Origin of the sequence: Actinosynnema sp. CA-299493 (genome assembly GCF_050946825.1) — a bacterium.
GTDB lineage: Bacteria > Actinomycetota > Actinomycetes > Mycobacteriales > Pseudonocardiaceae > Actinosynnema.
The window spans coordinates 1-16,177 of sequence record NZ_CP191993.1 but is presented as its reverse complement, the minus strand read 5'-3'; the positions used below and the strand labels follow the sequence as shown (position 1 = coordinate 16,177).

Genomic DNA, 16,177 nt, shown 5'->3' with positions numbered 1-16,177 from the left:
GGGGCACGATGGGTATTGCTCGGAACGTGACTGACCGACAGCTTCTGGAGCGCGATATGGATGAGGTAGACGCCATGACCCGGGCCGGGGAGTCGGTCGGCAAGGCGGTGCGGGCTGTTCGCCGCAACGCCGTCCGCGCTGGTCACGTCGGTGCGGACGCGGCTGTTCAACTCGCGGAGCGCGCCGAGGGCAAGCTCGCCGAGCGCGGCGTCACCAGGGACTACGTCCGAGGTGTCGTCGCCGACAAGGCGGGCACGCTGGTGGAGAAGGCCGAGGCGTACGAGAAGTCCACCCGGCGCGGCCGCAAGCAGCTCGCGAAGAGGGCCAAGGGCGTCCGCAAGGACGTGGTGAAGGCCGCCGAGCGGGCGCGCAAGGAGGCCAAGGCACGTGCGAAGCAGGCGCGCAAGGAGATGGCCGCGAGCCGGCACCCCAAGAGCCGTCGCTGGCCGTGGGTGCTCGGCGTGTTCGCCGCCGCCGCGGTGGCGGGGTACATCGCGCTGACCAAGCGGCCGCAGGAGGTGCACCTGGAGGAGGACGACGTGGAGATCACGCCCGAGTCCACCACCACCACCACCACCAACGGCACCGCCGAGCCCATCCGCCCGCAGGCGGCCCGCAACGGCCAGGTCTCCGACCAGCACAGCCGCAGCTGACCGGAAGAAGCGCTTCGCGCCCGCCCCTCCAGGGGACGGGCGCGAAGTCGTGCGCGCTCACAGCCCGAGGTTGCCGACCACGGTCTCGGCGATCCGACGGGTCTTGATCGTCTGCTTCTGGTTGCTGGTCACGACCACCGCGTCACCGCCCTTGGCCACGGCGTACACCGCGCCCGTCCCCGTGGTCAGCGAGCCGCCGCTCCACCCGGCGGGCACGGACGCCGGGCTGGAGTCGGCCACCGGCGCGGCCCGGTCGACCACCGCCTTCGCGGTCGCCGGCTCACCCCGGAACACCCAGACGGACAGCTGCACGTCCGTGGCGTCGGCGTAGAAGAAGCAGGCGGGGTCCGGCTGGTCTGCGGACAGCCGAACCTTCCGCACCAGCTGCCCGTTCGCCTCCTGCACCACCGAGGACGCCAGGTACGGGCACTGGCCGTCGGTGGCGGGTTCCGGCACGGGCGGCGGCCCGGCGGGCGTGGTCGTCGTCGTCTTCGCCACTGCGCTGGTGGTGGTCCCGGCGGCGGGGGCCGAGGCGGGTTCGGCGGCGGCGCAGGCGGTCAGCGCGCCGAGGACCAGCAGGGAGGGCAGGGCGGTGAGCAGCACTCGGTTCATAGGGCAGCCAGTCAATCAGATGGCAGACAGCGAATCGACATGGTGACCACCTAGGCACGCAACGTAATCCGCATTACGGTTGTCTCACCCTGCCGGCCGCCCCTGCAATGTGAGGACTCAGTCAAGATGAACATCTTCGACCGCGGTCGAGACCATGCCATCGCTGTGTTCCGGATTGTCATCGGCGTGTTGTTCGTGTGCCACGGCGCGCAGAAGTTGTTCGGCGTGCTGGGCTCCAAGGGTGCCGTGTCGATCACCGACTGGCCGTCCGGCCCAGCCGGCCTGATCGAGTTCGTCGGTGGTGTGTTGATCATCATCGGCCTCGGCACCAGGATCGCCGCGCTGATCTCGTCCGGTGCGATGGCCTATGCGTACTTCGTGGTCCACCAGCCCGCCGGGCTCCTGCCCATCCAGAACAAGGGCGAGCTGGCCGCGGTGTACGCGTGGGTGTTCCTGCTGTTGGCGTTCACCGGCCCCGGCGCTTGGGCCGTGGACAAGGTGCTCGCCGCACGGAAGCAGGAACAAGCGCTCGTCAACGCATAGCAGTGGGCAAGACGAGGGCCCGCACCCAGCGGCATTGGGTGCGGGCCCTCACTTGTCGCCTTACCGCGAAAGCCACCACCGGACCACCCATCGGATGATCCCGCAGTCACCACCCAGTAAAACACGAAAAGCGAAACTTTCGCACCCCAACCCCAACCCCGACAATCCAGACTCACGGGCACATAGCGCTCTGCGACTCGATCACCAGGCGGGTGGCACGATCCCCGCGGGGTCCGGGGCCCGCGGCCCCGAATGGGGGTCCGGGGGCGAAGCCACCCGGGCGGGGCGTGGGGGTCGCACCCCCACAAACACGACGAGCGAGGCGGCCGACGCCTTCCGTCGGCACACCTCGCCCAGAGCGAGTGGAGACGAGGGGAATCGAACCCCTAACCCCCGCCTTGCAAAGGCGGTGCTCTGCCAATTGAGCTACGTCCCCTCACGGGGCGGCAGACCTACCGCCCTCGCGGGTCAGACGGTGGGAGCAGTGGCCTCGCGCCACAGGTCCGCGTCGACCTTGGCCGAGCGGCTGCGCTTGACGAAGAACAGAACCGCACCAGCGACTGCGACAAGTGCGATGATCTTCTTCACGGCGATTCCCCTCTGCAACACCTGTGAACTTCCGGTGGGCCTAGGAGGACTCGAACCTCCGACCTCTTCGTTATCAGCGAAGCGCTCTAACCGTCTGAGCTATAGGCCCTCGGGGCAACGACGGCAAGACTACAGCACCTGCCGTCGTCGCCCCAAATCGGCTGGTAGTGGATCACTCGCGCTCGGACAAGGTCACTTCCAGGCCCCCGGCGAGGTCGGCCGAGACGTTGTAGACGAACGAGCCGACGGTCGCCAGGGCGGTGAACAACACGATGTTCACCGCGCCCACGATCGCCGCCACGCCGAACACGCGACCGGCGCTGATCAGCGGGTCGCTGCCGGTCTCGTTGCCCTGCAACAGGTCGCTGGCGGTGTTGTTGATCTTGTCCCACACGCCCATGCCGTTCAGCACGCCGTACAGCACGCCGACCGCCACGAGCCACACGAAGAACAGCGCCACGCTCAGCACCAGGGCGAGCTTGAGCACCGACCACGGGTCGACCCGCTTCACCTGCAGGCTCGCCCGGCGCGGCCCGCGCCCCGGACGGCGGGCCGACGGCGCGGAGGCCGCCGGACGACCGTTCGCCGCACCCAGGTTCACCTGCGTCCGGGCACCCGACGGCGCCGCGCCCGGCGCCACGGGACGGGCCACCGCCACCGTGTCCGGGTCGCTGGCCGGGTACGCGGGCTGCGACGCCTCGGCCGGCTCCGGCGCGGACATCAGGTCCGCCGGACCGACCTGCTGCGCCTCGCCGTACTGCGTGTCGCTCGTCACCCGTTGCCACGGCGGGGGCGCCGCGGCGTGGTGACCGTCACTCTCGGCGGCCGGCCGCTCGACCTTCTCGGTCCTGCCGTCGGCCGGCGCCGCCTCGGCGGCGGGCGTCTCGGGCTGCTCGGACGCCCCCGAGGCGTCGACCGCCGGCTTCTCGGCGCCGGTGGGCTCATCGCCGGCCTTCGGTGTCGGCTCGGCGCCGGGCCGGGTGATCACCGCGGTCTTGTCCTCTGGCTTCTCGGGTGGAGTCACGAGCAGTCCTCAACCTCTCGTTCGCGCGCTAGTTGGCAGGCTCAGCCTGGTCACCGTCGACGGAGTCGACAACCGGATCGGCGTCGACGGAGTCGACAACCGGATCCGCGTCGGCGGAGTCGACGGTCGAACCCTCCTCGGCGGAGTCGGCGACCTGACCCGCTTCGGCGGAGTCGACGACCTGACCCACGTCGGTGGGGTCGACCACGACACCGCCGTCATCACTGGTGACGTCCGCGGGCTCGTCGGCGTTGCGCGCCACCGCGATCAAGGTGGTCCCTTCGCCGAGGTTCATCAACCGGACGCCCTTCGTCTGCCGCCCTGCCTTGCGCACCTCCTTGGCGCTGGTCCTGATGACCCCGCCCGAGGAGGTGATCGCGTACAGCTCGTCGTCGACGTCGACGATGAGCGCGCCGACCAGCCTGCCACGCCTGCGGTCGTGCTGGATGGTGAGCACACCCTTGCCACCACGACCCTGGACGGGGTAGTCCTCGATCGGCGTGCGCTTGGCGTACCCACCGTCGGTGGCGACCAAAACAAACAGACCCTCTTGGACGACCCCCACCGACAGCAGCTCGTCGCCGGTGTTGAAGCGCATGCCCAGCACGCCCGAGGTCGCCCGGCCCATCGGGCGCAGCGCCTCGTCGCTGGCGTGGAACCGGATCGACTGGCCGTCGGCCGAGATCAGCTGGAGGTCGTCCTCCGCCGAGCACAGCACCGCGCCGACCAGCTCGTCGTCGTCGCGCAGGTTGATGCCGATCAGGCCGCCGGACCGGTTGGAGTCGAAGTCGGACAGCTTCGACTTCTTGACCAGGCCCTTCTTCGTGGCGAGCACCAGGTACGGCGCGACCTCGTAGTTCTTGATCTGGATGACCTGGGCGATCTCCTCCTCCGGCTGGAACGCCAGGAGGTTCGCCACGTGCTGGCCGCGCGCGTTGCGGTTGGCCTCGGGCAGCTCGTACGCCTTCGCCCGGTACACCCGGCCCTTGTTCGTGAAGAACAGGATCCAGTCGTGCGTGGAGCACACGAAGAAGTGCTGCACGATGTCGTCCTGCTTGAGCTGGGCGCCCTGCACGCCCTTGCCGCCGCGCTTCTGCGAGCGGTACAGGTCCGTCTTCGTGCGCTTCGCGTAACCCGTCCGGGTGATCGTGACGACGACGTCCTCGACCGCGATCAGGTCTTCCATCGACACGTCGCCGTCGAACGGCACGATCTTGGTGCGCCGGTCGTCACCGTGCTTGTCGACGATCGCCAGCAGCTCTTCGCGCACGATCGCGCGCTGCCGCTCCGGCTTCGCCAGGATGTCCCGGTAGTCGGCGATCTCCAGCTCGATCTCGGCCAACTGGTCGACGATCTTCTGCCGCTCCAGGGCGGCCAGCCGGCGCAGCTGCATCTCCAGGATCGCGTTGGCCTGGATCTCGTCGACGTCGAGCAGCTCCATCAGGCCGGTGCGCGCCACGTCGGGCGTGTCCGACCGGCGGATCAGCGCGATCACCTCGTCGAGCTGGTCGAGCGCCTTGACCAGGCCGCGCAGCACGTGGGCGCGTTCCTCGGCCTTGCGCAGCCGGAAGCGCGTGCGCCGGACGATGACCTCGATCTGGTGCTTCACGTAGTGCCGGATCATCTGGTCCAGGCGCAACGTGCGCGGCACGCCGTCGACCAGCGACAGCATGTTCACGCCGAACGAGTACTGCAGCTGGGTGTGCTTGTAGAGGTTGTTCAGCACCACCTTGGCCACCGCGTCGCGCTTGAGCGTGACCACGATGCGCATGCCCGAGCGGCGGTTGGACTCGTCGGCGATGTTCGCGATGCCGGTGAGCTTCTGGTCGCGGACCAGGGTGGCGATGTTCTCCACCAGGTTGTCCGGGTTCACCTGGTAGGGCAGCTCGGTGACGACCAGGATGGTCCGCCCCTTGGCGTCCTCGTCGATCTCCACGACCGCGCGCATCTTCACCGAGCCGCGCCCGGTGCGGTACGCGTCCTCGATGCCCACCGTGCCCAGGATCTGGCCGTGGGTCGGGAAGTCGGGCCCCTTGATGCGCTGGATCATCGCCTCAAGGGTCTCTTCGTCGGACGCCTCCCAGTTGTCCAACGCCCACACCACACCGTCCGCGACCTCGCGCAGGTTGTGCGGCGGGATGTTGGTCGCCATGCCGACCGCGATGCCCGAGCTGCCGTTGATCAGCAGGTTCGGCACGCGCGACGGCAGGACCGTCGGCTCCTGGATGCGACCGTCGTAGTTGTCGCGGAAGTCGACCGTGTCTTCCTCGATGTCGGCCAGCATCTGCATGGCCAACGGCGTGAGCCGGCACTCCGTGTTGTGGCTGACGAAGCCGTCGGTGACGAACGCGTGGTCGTCGGTGTCGACCCGCAGGCTGAACACCGGCCGCACACCCGCGTCGGTGACCGACTCGACGGACGCGTAGTAGAACCGGCCGTCGACCAGCGGCTCGACCACGTCGAGCACTTCGCGGTTCGTGATCCGCGCGGCGATCTCCTCGTAGTCCCGCTCCCACCGCTCGACGCGGTCCACGTTGTGCCGGCGCAGCCAGTCGCGCTCGGTCCAGCGGGTCGCGCCGTGGGCACGGATGTAGTCGCCGACGAACGGCACGTGGTCGCTGCTCATCGCCCGGCTCTCGAGCGGGACGGCGGCCAGGATCGCGTCCAGCTTGTCCTGCTTGGCGCCGAGGAAGCCCACGTTGCGGGCGAACAGGCGCGCGTCACGCCGGTTGGTGATGACGACCTTGATCTCGCCGTCCTCGTAGTCCACCAGCGTGCTGACCACGCCGAACTCCAGCAGCAACTGCTGCACCTCACGGGCCAGCTGCGCGCTGCGCGTGGAGTAGCTGACCTGCACGGAGTTGCGCGGCAGCGCCGAGGCTGAGCCGTCACCGGTGAACAACGAGGACAGGAACGCCCGCTTGATCGTCGGATCGCCCTGCCACACGAACTCGGGCACGCACTTGGCCGCGCTGAGCACGCCGAGGGACTTCGCCAGCCCGGTTCGTCGGAGCCCCTTGGGGTAAGCACTGAACTTGTGCAGGGTCTTACCGGTGCTGGTGACCTCGGCGTACCGACGCACCTTCGGGCCGACCAGCAACTTGTAGGCGACCAGCACCGACTCGAAGTACTCGGTGTCGGTGTTGGCGAACTGGACGACTCTCTCGGAGAGGTACCCCTCGGAAATCAGGCCACCAGCAAGGATCGCGGCCGCATAGCTCTCCGGGTGCAGTGGCTCTTCTTGCTCCTGCGGCGTGCGCTGCATGACCACGCGGTCACCCGGCTGGATCTCCTCCAGCAGCTTCCACAGCAGGGTCGGCACGCCGAGCACGGTCACCAGGCACAGGACCGGGTGGTTGTGCGTGCCGGTCAGCTCGTAGCCGTTCTTGGTGCGCAGCTTCAGCGTGGGGTGCTCGCCGGAGTGGAACAGCATGTCGGCGCGCACCGGGTTGCCGTTGCGGTCGAGCACCTTGAGGTCGATCGGGTTGTCGCTGTTCGGCTTGGCGTCCGGCACGATGTCGCCGATGCGCGGCGTCGAGCCATCTGCCAACCGAATGCGACTGTCCGGTGACAGACAGTAACGCATCGCGGCTGCCGGGTCGTTGCCCGGGGAGCCGAAGTTGCCCTGGCCGTCGATCAGCGGGTAGCGCTGCGACCACGGCTGGGCGAGGCGGACGAGGGCGTCGTAGATGGCCGAGTCGCCGTGCGGGTGGTAGTTGCCCATCACGTCGCCGACCACGCGGGCGCACTTGTTGTAGCTGCGGTCCGGGCGGAAGCCGGAGTCGAACATCGAGTACAGCACGCGGACGTGCACGGGCTTCAGGCCGTCGCGCACGTCGGGCAGGGCTCGTCCGACGATCACGCTCATCGCGTAGTCGATGTACGAGTTCTGCATCTCCTGCTGGATGTCGCGCGGCTCGGTGCGGTCTCCACCACCGGCCGGGGGCAGCGTCGTCTCGCTCACAGTTCTACTTCCTTAGGAAAGGGCCGGGCGGGGATCAGACGTCGAGGAACCGCACGCCCTTGGCGTTGCGGGTGATGAAGGACCGGCGGGCTTCCACGTCCTCCCCCATCAGCACGCTGAACAGCTCGTCGGCCGTCGCGGCGTCGTCCATCGTCACCTGCAGCAGCACCCGGTGGGCCGGGTCCATCGTGGTCTCCCACAGCTCGGAGGCGTTCATCTCGCCCAGGCCCTTGTAGCGCTGGATGTTGTCTTCCTTGCCGATCTTCTTGCCCGCGGCCAGCCCGGCCTTCATGAGGCCGTCGCGCTCGCGGTCGGAGTAGGCGTACTCCGGCTCCTGCCGCTGCCACTTGATCTTGTAGAGCGGCGGCTGCGCGAGGTACACGTGGCCGTGCTCGATCAGCGGGCGCATGAACCGGAACAGCAGGGTCAGCAGCAGGGTCCGGATGTGCTGGCCGTCCACGTCGGCGTCGGCCATCAGCACGATCTTGTGGTAGCGCAGCTTGCTGAGGTCGAAGTCCTCGTGGATGCCGGTGCCGAACGCGGTGATCAGCGCCTGGACCTCGTTGTTCTTCAGCACGCGGTCGATGCGCGCCTTCTCCACGTTGATGATCTTGCCGCGGATCGGCAGGATCGCCTGGAACATGGAGTCGCGGCCCTCCTTGGCCGAGCCGCCCGCGGAGTCGCCCTCCACGACGTAGATCTCGCAGTCCTCCGGGTTGGTGGAGCGGCAGTCCTTGAGCTTGCCGGGCAGGCCGCCGATGTCGAGGGCGCCCTTGCGGCGGACGAGTTCGCGGGCCTTGCGGGCGGCGATGCGGGCCTGCGCCGACGACACCGACTTGGTGACGATCGCCCTGGCCTCGTTGGGGTGGCGCTCGAACCAGTCGGCCAGGTGCTCGTTGGTCGACTTCTGCACGAACGACTTGGCCTCGCTGTTGCCCAGCTTGGTCTTGGTCTGGCCCTCGAACTGCGGCTCCTTGAGCTTGACCGAGATGATCGCGGCCAGGCCCTCGCGGATGTCGTCGCCGGTGAGGTTGGTGTCCTTCTCCTTGAGCAGCTTCTTCTCGCGCGCGTACTCGTTGACCACGCGGGTCAGCGCGGCGCGGAAGCCCTCCTCGTGCGTGCCGCCCTCGTGGGTGTTGATCGTGTTGGCGAACGTGTACACCGACGGCGTGTAGCCGGTGTTCCACTGCATCGCCACCTCGACCTCGAGGTCCTCGCCCTTGGCCTCGAAGGAGACGACCTTCTGGTGCACGGCCTCGCGGGTGTGGTTGATGTGGCGGACGAAGTCCTCCAGGCCGCCGGGGTAGTGGAACGTGCGCTCGCGCACGGCCGCGACGTGCCCCTCGGCGTCGGCCTCCTCGTCACCTTCCTGGACGCGCTCGTCGCGCAGGATGATGGTGAGGCCCTTGTTGAGGAACGCCATCTCCTGCAACCGGCGGGAGATCGTCTCGATGTTGTAGTCGGTGGTCTCGAAGATCGTCGGGTCGGCCCAGAACGTGATGGCCGTGCCGGTCTCGTCGGTCGGCTCGCCCTTGGTCAGCTCGTGCGCGGGCTTGGTGTTCTCGAACCGCTGGTTCCACGTGAAACCCTCGGTCTTGACCTCGACGTCGACGGCGGTCGACAGCGCGTTCACCACGGAGATGCCGACGCCGTGCAGACCGCCGGACACCGCGTAGGAGTCGCTGTCGAACTTGCCGCCCGCGTGCAGCTTGGTCAGCACCACTTCCAGCGTGGGCCGCTTCTCGACCGGGTGCATGCCGACCGGGATGCCGCGGCCGTCGTCGATGACCCGGACGCCGCCGTTGGCCAGCAGCGTCACGTCCACCACCGTCGCGTAGCCGGCCATGGCCTCGTCGACCGAGTTGTCCACGACCTCCTGGATCAGGTGGTGCAGACCGCGCTCGCCGGTGGAACCGATGTACATGCCTGGCCGCTTGCGGACCGCTTCCAGACCCTCCAGGACGGTGATCGAGGACGCGTTGTACTCATTCTTCTTGGCTGCCACGGGCCTGGTGTCTCCTCGGACTTCACGCGACTGGGACCGTCGCCGGGCGACGCTGGGTTGCGCTACCCCACGATTCTACCGGGGCAGACCGACAGAAACCCACTTAGGACACCCCTGGTTTGCTCACAGGCGGCCCGAAGTGAACGCGGTCGTGGCCGGACCGCTGGTCACCGGATCAAAATCGACTGGTGAGCGCTCACCGCGCCACAGGATCGCCGCTGCGGCCCTGTCGCTCGTCACCCGTAGGTGTCACGTGGTCCGCGACCCGGAGCGTGCCTGGGGCCGTAGCGCCAACTGGGCGCCGCCGGGCCCTGCACCTTCAACTGCTTCACCACGCCGTGGCCGACACCCGCCGCGATCCGCTTGAGCAGGTCGCGCTGGAGCAGCCGCAGCTGCGTGGCCCAGGCCGTCGAGTCGGCTTGGACGGTCAGTTCACCGTCACTCAGCGCTACCGGCCGCGCGTGCTCGGCCACGTCCTCGCCGACCAGCTTCGGCCACCGGGCGAACACCTGGCCACCCGCCAGCCGCTCGATCCAGCCGCGATCGGCGGCCATCCTCGACGCGAGCCTGCCGAGCGGCTGCGGGTCGCGGTCGTCGGGCCCGGGACCGGACCAGCGGCGACGCCGGCGACGGCCGGTCGCACCCGCCGCGCCCTTGCGCACACCCCGCACACCGCGTTCCTTGGCGGAGGCGCGGGCGGCCTCCAGGGCGGCGCGAGCGAGGTCCGATCCCCGCAATCCACCCTCTTGAGTGGCACCGACTGTGGATATGTCCGCTTCGTGAGACGAGTTATCCACACCATCCACAGGGTTATCCCCAGCTGTGTGTCGGGTCACACCCATTCGGGGCATCTCCTCAGACACGACGCACCTCCCCGTGGCGAACGTCGAACCGCAGCCCGTCCAGCTCCTCGGGCACGTCCTCCGCGACCGCCGCCGTGATCAGCACCTGCTCCGCGCCGGCGGCCACCTTCGCCAACTGGCGACGCCTGCCGCGGTCCAGCTCGGCGAACACATCGTCCAGCACGAGGACCGGTTCGGCCCCCTCGACACGCAGCAGCTCGTACCCGCCGAGCCGCAGGGCCAACGCGAAGGACCATGACTCTCCGTGACTGGCGTAGCCCTTCGCGGGCAGGTCGCCGAGCGCCAGGTCGAGGTCGTCGCGGTGCGGCCCGACCAGGCACACGCCCCGGTCGACCTCCTGCGGGCGCACCCGGTGCAGCTCGGCGAGCAGCGCGTCCTCCAGCACGTCCCGGTCGTGCGACCCCGGGAACGCCTCGCCGAGGCTCGACCGGTACGCGATCCGCGCGGGCCGCGACTCCGGCGCCACCTCCGCGTACGCCGCGGCCACGTGCGGCGCGATGTCCGCGACCAGGTCGAGCCGCGCGGCCAGCAGCTCCGCGCCGTGCCGGGCCAGGTGCCCGTCCCACACGTCGAGGGTGCTGATGTCGGCGTTGCGCGCGGCGCGCACGCTCTTGAGCAACGCGCCGCGCTGCTTGAGCACGCGCTCGTAGTCGCCGCGCACCCCGGCGTACCGCGGGGCGCGCGTCGTCAGCAGCTCGTCGAGGAACCGCCGGCGCTCACCGGGGTCGCCGCGCACCAGCGCCAGGTCCTCCGGCGCGAACAGCACCGTGCGCAGGATGCCGAGCACGTCGCGCGGGCGGGGGACCGGGCCGCGGTTGATCCGCGCCCGGTTCGCCTTGCCCGGCGTGATCTCCAGCTCGACCAGCAGCTCGCGCCCCTCGTTCACCACCGCCGTGCGGACCACCGCGCGCGCGGCGCCGTGCCGGACCAGCGGCGCGTCCGTGGCCACCCGGTGCGAACCGAGGGTGGCCACGTACCCCAGCGCCTCGACCAGGTTCGTCTTGCCCTGGCCGTTGCGCCCCACCAGCACGCTCACGCCCGGCTCGAACGCCAGGTCCGCGTGCTCCCACGACCTGAAGTCCGCGACTTGCAGGTGCCGGACGTACAACTCGTCAGCTCTGGGTCGAGCCGGAACCGGACGAAGGACCCGCGGTCTGCACGGCGTGACCGCCGAACTGGTTGCGCAGCGCCGCGACCGCGCGCATCGCCGGCGAGTCGTCCTGCCGGGACGCGAACCGGGCGAACAGCGCGGCGGAGATCACCGGCGCGGGCACCGCGTGCTTGATCGCCTCCTCGACGGTCCACCGGCCCTCGCCGGAGTCCTCGACGTGACCGCGCAGGTCGTCCAGCTCCGGGTCCGAGTCCAGCGCGCGCACCAGCAGGTCCAGCAGCCAGGAGCGGACCACGGTGCCCCGCTGCCACGCCTTGATCGTGGCGGGCACGTTCTCCACCAGCTTCGAGGCCTCCAGCAGTTCGAAGCCCTCGGCGTAGGCCTGCATCAGGCCGTACTCGATGCCGTTGTGCACCATCTTGGCGAAGTGGCCGGCGCCGACGGAGCCCGCGTGCGCGAAGCCCTCCTCGCGCGGACCCTCCGGGCGCAGCGCGTCGAAGATCGGCATGGCGCGCTCGACGTGCTCGGCGTCGCCGCCGACCATCAGCCCGTAGCCGTTCTCCAGGCCCCACACGCCGCCGGACACGCCGGCGTCCAGGTAGCCGACGCCCTTGTCGCCCAGCGCCTTGGCGTTGATCTCGTCGTCGGTGAAGCGCGAGTTGCCGCCGTCGATCACCAGGTCGCCCGGCTGGAGCAGGTCGCCGAGTTCGGCGATCGTCTGCCGGGTGATGTCACCGGCGGGCACCATCACCCACACCAGGCGCGGTGCGGCGAGCCTGCCGACCATGTCGGCGAGCGAGTCGGCGTCGGAGACTTCGGGGTTGCGGTCGTAGCCGACCACCTCGTGCCCCGCGCGGCGGATCCGCTCGCGCATGTTGAAGCCCATCTTGCCGAGGCCGACGAGTCCGAGCTGCACGGTCGTTCCTCTTCCCTAGCGTCTGTGGATGGCGTGGTGGATCAGCCGGGCAGGCGCACGGGCATCAGCAGGTAGAGGTAGCCCGGCGCCACGTTCCCATCCTCGTCCACCGGCTTGAGGAGCGCGGGTCGACTGGGTGTGGTGAAGGACAAGTGCGCCCGCGACGTGCGGACGGCCTGGAGGCCTTCGTGCAGGTACGTCGGGTTGAACGCGATGGTGACCGCGTCGCCGGTGTACTCGACCGGGAGCTCTTCCTCGGCGCTGCCCTCGTCGTCGCCGCCCGCGGACAGGCGCAGGCTGTTGTCCACGAACTCCAGCCGGACCTGCGTGCCCCGCTCGGCGACCAGCGACACGCGCTTGATCGCCTGCACCAGCGCGTCGACCTCGATGATCGCGGCGGCCGAGTGCTCGGTGGGCAGCAGCTGGCGGTACTTGGGGAAGTCGGCGTCGAGCAGGCGGGTGGTCGTGCGGCGGGCCCTGCCGGACAGCCCGAGCAGGCCGTCGTTCGCGGCGAGGGACAGCTCGACCTTCGCGCCGGACGCGCCGAGCGTCTTCGCCGAGTCGTTGAGGGTCTTGGCCGGGACGAGCACGGCGACCTCGCCGAGGGACTCGTTCGGCTCCCACGGGAACTCGCGCATGGCGAGCCGGAAGCGGTCGGTGGCGACCAGGGTCACCTTGCCCTCGCCGATCTCCAGCCGGACGCCGGTCAGCATCGGGAGCGTGTCGTCCTTGCCCGCCGCGACGGCGACCTGGGTCACGGCCTCGGCGAAGAGCTCGCCCGGGAGCTCGCCGGCGAGCTGCGGCATGGACGGCAGCTGCGGGTAGTCCTCGACCGGCATGGTCGGCAGGCTGAACCGGGCGCTGCCGCAGGAGATCGTCATCCGGGAGCCGTCGACCGCGATCTCGACCGGGTGGTTCGGCAGGGCTTTGGTGATGTCGGCCAGGAGCCGGCCGCTGACGAGCGCCTTGCCGCCGTCGGCGATCGTGGCCGGGACGCCGCACTGGGCGGACACCTCGTAGTCGAAGCCGGAGACGGTCAGCGCCTCGCCGGAGCCGTCCTCCGCCCCGGCGTCGAGCAGGATGCCGCCGAGCACCGCGACAGGCGGCCTGGACGGCAGGCTGCGGGCGACCCAGGCGACGGCGTCGGCCAGGCCGTCGCGCTCGACGCGGATCTTCATGAGGCGTCCTTCCTCAAGTCGGCATGACCAACAACAGCATGCGTTGCGGTGGGGGTTGGGGAGCCGCGGCCTCGCCGGATCTTCCGACCCTCGGCGCGGAGGCTCCCCACCGTAGAGCGTCGGGGCGGACTTCGTCACGTCGGGGCTGCCCGGGGACGAGGCGCTGCCGAGCGCTCGTCCCCGGGCTCGACCGCCGGCTGTTTTTTCTTTGTTCTTCTCTTCAAGGAAAGACAACAGCAACAGCAGTAGGGCCTGTGGATTGTGTGGACAACCCCGGTTTTCGCAGCGTGCCGCCCGTCCGGAGCTGTGGATGAAGGGGGGGTGTCACCCGGGGACAACTCGGCGCACCCGGGTACAACTCGCGGGCTCCTCCGTTCGGTCCACAGGAAGGCCGAGTTGTCCCCGGGTTAATCCCCGGGTGTGGGCCGAGTTGTACCCGGGTGCTGCACAGGGTGACGGTGGGCCGAATCTCCCCTGAGGGGCCACTTTTCTGAGGCTGTGGACAACTCGTGGCCCGCTGTCCACCAGCGTCGGGACGTGCGACGGGACCGTTGGGCCGCACCGGGAACGCCCTCTTCCCGGTCCACGTGGGGCGGGGGTACCTCATACGGGTGATGCGAAACGACCCCCGCCGGCCCCGGGCGCCACGCCCGGGTGATGCGGCCGCCTGAGCACGTGCGGGTGGGCCGGCGCGGGCGCGGCACCCGGGTGCCGGCGGCGGGGCCGGATCGCACCCGGGTGCGGCGCGGGTCGCACCCGGGTGCCGGCGGCGGCACCCGGGTGCGGGGAGGAGCGGGTCCCGGGTCGACCGGAGGCGCGCTCCGACGGCGGCTGCGCTCGGCCGCCCCTTCGTCCGGGTGTGTGCCGGATGCCGCGCCGGGACGCCGTGGGGTGCCGGCGCGGCCGTGCGAGCGACGGCCGGCCGGGGATGCCGGGCGCCAGGTGCCGGGATGCCGGGCGTGAGGTACCGGGCGCGCCGGAGTGCGGGTGCCGGAAATGGCGGAACTGAGTGAGGAACCGGAGCCGGGGGTGCAGGGGTCGCCGAACCAGCCCGGCGGCGGCGTTGTCGGCGGCGGCGTAGGTGCCCGGCCGTTCGAGCCGGGGAACGTCGAACGCCGCGCCCGGACGATGCCGGGCGCGGCGTTGGCGAAGGCGCAAGCGTTTGCGGGTCAGGGGGTGTGGCGGGCGCGCTGCTTGATGCGCGACGTCAGCTCCTGCACCTGCTCGTACACGCGGCGGCGCTCGGCCATCTCCTTGCGGATCTTCTTGTCCGCGTGCATGACCGTCGTGTGGTCACGTCCGCCGAACGTCTGGCCGATCTTCGGCAGCGACAGGTCGGTCAGCTCGCGGCACAGGTACATGGAGATCTGCCGCGCCTGGGCCAGGACCTTCGTCTTGCCGGGGCCGCACAGATCGTCTATGGACACGGAGAAGAACTCCGCGGTGACCGCCATGATCGTGGGCGCGGTGATCTCCGGGGCGTGCGAGTCCGGGATCAGGTCCCGCAGCACTATCTCGGCCAGCTGCACGTCGACCGGTTGCCGGTTGAGCGAGGCGAACGCGGTGACGCGGATGAGCGCGCCCTCCAGCTCGCGGATGTTGCGCTCGATCCGGGCCGCGATGAACTCCAGCACCTCGGCGGGCGCGGCCAGCCGGTCCTGCGCGGCCTTCTTGCGCAGGATGGCGATGCGCGTCTCCAGCTCGGGCGGCTGGATGTCGGTGATCAGGCCCCACTCGAACCGCGTCCGCAGCCGGTCCTCCAACGTCTCCAGCCGCTTGGGCGGCCGGTCGGAGGACACCACGATCTGCTTGTTCGCGTTGTGCAGCGTGTTGAACGTGTGGAAGAACTCCTCCTGCGTGCCTTCCTTGCCCTCCAGGAACTGGATGTCGTCGACCAGCAGCACGTCGATGTCCCGGTACCGGCGCTGGAAGGCGACCTTGCGGTCGTCGCGCAGGGAGTTGATGAAGTCGTTGGTGAACTCCTCGGTCGACACGTACCGCACCCGCATGCCGGGGAACAGCCGCTGGGCGTAGTGCCCGACCGCGTGCAGCAGGTGCGTCTTGCCGAGCCCGGACTCGCCCCAGATGAACAGGGGGTTGTACGCGCGGGCGGGCGCCTCGGCGACGGCCACCGCGGCGGCGTGCGCGAAGCGGTTGGACGCGCCGATGACGAACGTGTCGAAGTTGTACTTCTCGTTCAGCCTGGTCTGCGAGGCCACCGGGTTGGCCGGCCGGGTGTAGGGCATGCCGCTCGGCGCGGCGTGACCACCGCCGTACGTCGGCCAGATCTCGGTGACGGCGGCGAGCGCCTCGCCCTCCTCGTCGACCTCGTCCTCGGTGTCGCCCTCGGTCTCCGCCTCGACGGCGAGGCTGCCGTTGAGGGAGATCGCGCCCGGCGGCGGTCCGGGAACAGGTGCGGGCATCGGCACCGGCACCGGGATCTGCGCCGTCGGAGGATCGGGCGAGTCGACCTTCACGGCCAGCGAGACGGCTCGGCCCAGCCGGCGGGACAGGGCCGCGGTGATGGGCTCGCGCAGCGCGCGCTCGATGGCTTCCTTGGCGAAGTCACTCGGCGCGGCGAGCAGCGCGGTCCCGTCGAGCAGCCCGATGGGTCGGGTCACGCGCATCCACGCGCGCTGTTGGGGGGACAACGTGCTGGCTGCGAGCTCCTGCACGACCTGTTCCCACACGAGACCCAGATCGGTCTGGTGGTCGGACAC

11 protein-coding genes, 2 tRNA genes and 1 pseudogene are annotated in these 16,177 nt (G+C 69.9%); 2 read left to right on the top strand and 12 right to left on the bottom strand.

What is annotated here, in order from left to right:
• Window positions 1–56 precede the first annotated feature (56 nt).
• Complete coding sequence (locus tag ACQPYE_RS00070) at window positions 57–653, top strand: hypothetical protein (RefSeq protein WP_498718444.1); 597 nt, start codon at window positions 57–59, stop codon at window positions 651–653.
• Window positions 654–710: 57 nt separating this feature from the next.
• On the opposite strand, the gene ACQPYE_RS00065 is transcribed toward ACQPYE_RS00070, so the two are convergent.
• The gene (locus ACQPYE_RS00065) at window positions 711–1,265 is read right to left on the bottom strand and encodes a DUF2020 domain-containing protein (protein WP_498718443.1); all 555 of its coding nucleotides are present in this window, start codon (window positions 1,263–1,265) and stop codon (window positions 711–713) included.
• A 126-nt stretch (window positions 1,266–1,391) separates the two neighbouring features.
• Here ACQPYE_RS00065 and ACQPYE_RS00060 point away from each other — a divergent pair, with 126 nt between their 5' ends.
• Window positions 1,392–1,808 carry a DoxX family protein gene (locus ACQPYE_RS00060; protein ID WP_498718442.1) on the top strand — a complete coding sequence of 139 codons (417 nt, stop codon included), beginning with the start codon at window positions 1,392–1,394 and terminating at the stop codon, window positions 1,806–1,808.
• A gap of 363 nt (window positions 1,809–2,171) precedes the next feature.
• On the opposite strand, the gene ACQPYE_RS00055 is transcribed toward ACQPYE_RS00060, so the two are convergent.
• The 11 genes and pseudogenes from ACQPYE_RS00055 to dnaA form a co-directional block, all read right to left on the bottom strand.
• Window positions 2,172–2,244 (bottom strand) — tRNA-Ala (locus tag ACQPYE_RS00055).
• 38 nt (window positions 2,245–2,282) lie between these two features.
• Window positions 2,283–2,396: pseudogene (locus tag ACQPYE_RS00050) on the bottom strand (DLW-39 family protein); the annotation flags it as partial.
• A gap of 35 nt (window positions 2,397–2,431) precedes the next feature.
• A tRNA-Ile gene (locus ACQPYE_RS00045) sits at window positions 2,432–2,505 on the bottom strand.
• 63 nt (window positions 2,506–2,568) lie between these two features.
• Window positions 2,569–3,420, bottom strand: a complete 852-nt coding sequence (locus ACQPYE_RS00040) for a DUF3566 domain-containing protein (RefSeq protein WP_498718441.1) — start codon at window positions 3,418–3,420, stop codon at window positions 2,569–2,571.
• 28 nt (window positions 3,421–3,448) lie between these two features.
• Window positions 3,449–7,315, bottom strand: coding sequence for an intein-containing DNA gyrase subunit A (gyrA, locus tag ACQPYE_RS00035; RefSeq protein ID WP_498723091.1), 3,867 nt, complete (start codon window positions 7,313–7,315; stop codon window positions 3,449–3,451).
• Between the two features lie 103 nt (window positions 7,316–7,418).
• Window positions 7,419–9,389, bottom strand: coding sequence for a DNA topoisomerase (ATP-hydrolyzing) subunit B (gene gyrB, locus ACQPYE_RS00030; protein ID WP_498718439.1), 1,971 nt, complete (start codon window positions 9,387–9,389; stop codon window positions 7,419–7,421).
• 236 nt (window positions 9,390–9,625) lie between these two features.
• Window positions 9,626–10,126: a DciA family protein gene (locus tag ACQPYE_RS00025; RefSeq protein WP_498718438.1), complete on the bottom strand. Its 501-nt coding sequence runs from the start codon at window positions 10,124–10,126 to the stop codon at window positions 9,626–9,628.
• 118 nt (window positions 10,127–10,244) lie between these two features.
• Window positions 10,245–11,360 (bottom strand): DNA replication/repair protein RecF, encoded by a 1,116-nt coding sequence (gene recF, locus ACQPYE_RS00020; RefSeq protein WP_498718437.1) that lies wholly within the window; start codon window positions 11,358–11,360, stop codon window positions 10,245–10,247.
• Window positions 11,361–11,364: 4 nt separating this feature from the next.
• A complete protein-coding gene (gene gnd, locus ACQPYE_RS00015) occupies window positions 11,365–12,279 on the bottom strand; it encodes a phosphogluconate dehydrogenase (NAD(+)-dependent, decarboxylating) (RefSeq protein WP_498718436.1) in 915 nt (304 codons plus the stop codon).
• 41 nt (window positions 12,280–12,320) lie between these two features.
• A complete protein-coding gene (gene dnaN, locus ACQPYE_RS00010; protein ID WP_498718435.1) occupies window positions 12,321–13,457 on the bottom strand; it encodes a DNA polymerase III subunit beta in 1,137 nt (378 codons plus the stop codon).
• A 1,169-nt stretch (window positions 13,458–14,626) separates the two neighbouring features.
• Entirely contained in the window at window positions 14,627–16,177 is a 1,551-nt protein-coding gene (gene dnaA, locus ACQPYE_RS00005) for a chromosomal replication initiator protein DnaA (RefSeq protein ID WP_498718434.1), read from the bottom strand.

What these genes read in the sequence shown, in the direction of transcription:
- ACQPYE_RS00070 (WP_498718444.1), top strand. Translation starts at nt 57, where the DNA reads ATGGATGAGGTAGACGCCATGACCCGGGCCGGGGAGTCGGTCGGCAAG.
- ACQPYE_RS00065 (WP_498718443.1), bottom strand. Translation starts at nt 1,265, where the DNA reads ATGAACCGAGTGCTGCTCACCGCCCTGCCCTCCCTGCTGGTCCTCGGC.
- ACQPYE_RS00060 (WP_498718442.1), top strand. Translation starts at nt 1,392, where the DNA reads ATGAACATCTTCGACCGCGGTCGAGACCATGCCATCGCTGTGTTCCGG.
- gyrA (WP_498723091.1), bottom strand. Translation starts at nt 7,315, where the DNA reads ATGCAGAACTCGTACATCGACTACGCGATGAGCGTGATCGTCGGACGA.
- dnaN (WP_498718435.1), bottom strand. Translation starts at nt 13,457, where the DNA reads ATGAAGATCCGCGTCGAGCGCGACGGCCTGGCCGACGCCGTCGCCTGG.